Raw genomic sequence first — 2,430 nt, forward strand, 5'->3', positions numbered from 1 at the left:
CCTTGAGTTCGATGCGGTGTGCGTTGTGGACGATCCGGTCGAGGATGGCGTCCGCAATGGTGGGTTCGCCGATCATGTCGTGCCATCCGGACACGGGAAGCTGGGCGGTGATGATGGTGGACCGTCGCTGATAGCGCTCCTCGAAGAGCTCGAGCAGATCGAGGCGCTGTTGGTCGGTCAGCCCATGGGTGCCCCAGTCGTCGAGAACCAGCAACTGGACGCGGGCCAGCTTGTCGACGAGGCGGGGAAAGCGCCCATCGAGCCGTGCCATTGCCATGTCCTCGAAGAGCCGCGGCATTCGGACATAGGAGACAGAGTGATCCAGGCGCGCGGCCTGATGGCCGAAGGCGCAGGCGAGCCAGGTCTTGCCGGTGCCTGTTTGGCCTGTGAGGATGATCTGCTCGCGGGCCTTGATCCAGTCGCCTTGGGCGAGCGCGAGGATCTGGCGGCGATCAAGCCCCCGGCTGGCGGCAAAATCGACATCTTCGATGCAGGCGTTGGGGAAGCGCATCTTGGCGTTGCGCAGCCTGTTGGCGAAGCGCTTGTCGGCGCGGGCCGCAGCTTCCCGGTCGAGCATGAGGCCGAGCCATTCGTTGCGCTCGAGCGCTTGGCCCGGATCCTGTTCGGCCAGAGCCTTCCAGGCGTCTGCCATGCCTGTCAGGCCGAGCGTGGCCATCTGGTCGAGTGTGGGATGTGTCAGCATCTGTTTGTCCTTTCTGGGGTTATTGGTAGTAGCCGGGGCCACGGATGTTGTCGTGGACCGGCGTGGCGGTGATGGGGTCTGGCGGGCTGGGCGCCCGATCCAGACCGGTGATCAGGATGGAGCGCACCGATGCATAATTGACGGTGCCGACTGTCAGGGCGCGTTCGCAGGCCGCTTCCAGCCTGTCCGCCCCGAACTGCCGCTGCAGACCGAGCACACCGAGGGCCGAGCGATAGCCCTGTTCGGGATGCGGCCTGTCGCGCATCAGGCGCTCGACGAGCGCGGCGGCATGATAGCCGGTGCGGGCGGCCCGGGTGATCAGGCTCTCGGGCGTCATGCCACCGTAACGCTGATGCGCCTTTGGCATGTGTTCCTTGACGGTAGTATGGCCGCCGCGCTGGCCCCGGCGGTGATGCAGTGCGACCCTCTCATGATTATGGAAAATCTCGATCATGCGGTGGGTGAGCCGGACATCGACCTGACGGCCGATCAGGCGGTGCGGCACCGAATAGAAACCGTGCAGAACCTCGATATGGTAGTCGGGATGCACCTTGGCGCGCTTCCATTCGGCGTACTCGAAGGGCGTATCGGGCAACGGGCTGAGTGCCGGGCGTTCGATCTCCTCGAACAGCTCACGTCGTGAGCGCCCGACCCGGCGCATGGTCCGTGCATTGAGATCATCGAGCAGCTCGGCAATGGTGACGTTCAGCGCCTCAATGGAAAAGAACTGCCGGTTGCGCAGGCGGGCCAAAATCCAGCGCTCCACGATCAGCACGGCGCCCTCGACCTTGCCCTTGTCGCGCGGCTTGCGCGGCCGGGTGGGCAGCACAGTCGTGTCGTAATGCGTGGCCATGTCGGAGAAGGTCTTGGTCAGCGACGGTTCGAACCAAAGCGGTTTGGCCACGGCGGCCTTGAGATTGTCGCACACGATCGCCTTAGGCACTCCGCCGAAAAACTTCAGCGCGCGAACCTGGGCCTCGATCCAATCGGGCAGTTTTTGCGTCAGGCTGGCCCAAGCATAGGTGTAATTGGACGCGCCCAGAACCGCGACGAAGATCTGCGCGCGATGCTCAACACCTGTGCCCGGGTCGATCACCGGGATCGTGTGCCCGGCGTAATCGGTCTGCATCACCGCGCCGGCCTCATGGCGGTTGCGATACCGCGGGCTGATGCGGTTCTCGAACGCGCGGTAGCGTTCGCAGAACCAGGTGTAGCCATAGCCGTCGGGATGCGCGGCGCGGTATTCTTCCCAGAGCAGCACCAGCGTCACGCCCTTGCGCTTCATCTCCGCAGCCATCTTCGGCCAGTCGGGCTCTGTCAGATCCCGGGGCGGGCGGCCCACACGCTGAAAAAGGACCTGCTTCAGCGTCGCATCGTCATCGCGGCCGGATGGCAATGGCCAGCAGTTCAGACCCGCCTCCCGGGCGCGGTGCAGGTAAGTCGCCACCGTCGTCTTGCTGAGCTTCAGGCGCAGGCCAACCTCGCGCACCGAAAACCCCTGTTCATGCGTCAACCGCAATATGGTTCGTATGTCTTGCACAGTCATGCGCCTCGGTTGCTTGCGTCGTGGCATGTCCCCTCCCGGTCTTGTTCAAGACCGGCAGAATGCCGTAACGGCGCAGGCGATGACCAACCGTGCCCAAGGCCCCCGGAGCTGTCCGGGATTTACCGAAACGCGTGTCCGGGAATTACTGAAATCCGTGTCCGGGAATTTGCGAAACCCGCAT

The 2,430-nt window shown here is 64.0% G+C and carries 2 protein-coding genes; both read right to left on the reverse strand.

All coding sequences use genetic code 11. The annotated features are described in order from the left end of the window. Positions 1-703, reverse strand: a 703-nt coding sequence (istB, locus tag O3306_RS22405; protein WP_272011643.1) for an IS21-like element helper ATPase IstB, incomplete at its 3' end; no start/stop codon positions are given. Between the two features lie 19 nt (positions 704-722). Then, positions 723-2,276, reverse strand: coding sequence for an IS21 family transposase (gene istA / locus O3306_RS22410; protein ID WP_272011645.1), 1,554 nt, complete (start codon positions 2,274-2,276; stop codon positions 723-725). Positions 2,277-2,430 lie beyond the last annotated feature (154 nt).

The sequence above is a fragment of the Roseovarius sp. ZX-A-9 genome, assembly GCF_028369135.1.
Lineage (GTDB): Bacteria > Pseudomonadota > Alphaproteobacteria > Rhodobacterales > Rhodobacteraceae > Roseovarius.

What these genes read in the sequence shown, in the direction of transcription:
- istA (WP_272011645.1), bottom strand. Translation starts at nt 2,276, where the DNA reads ATGCCACGACGCAAGCAACCGAGGCGCATGACTGTGCAAGACATACGA.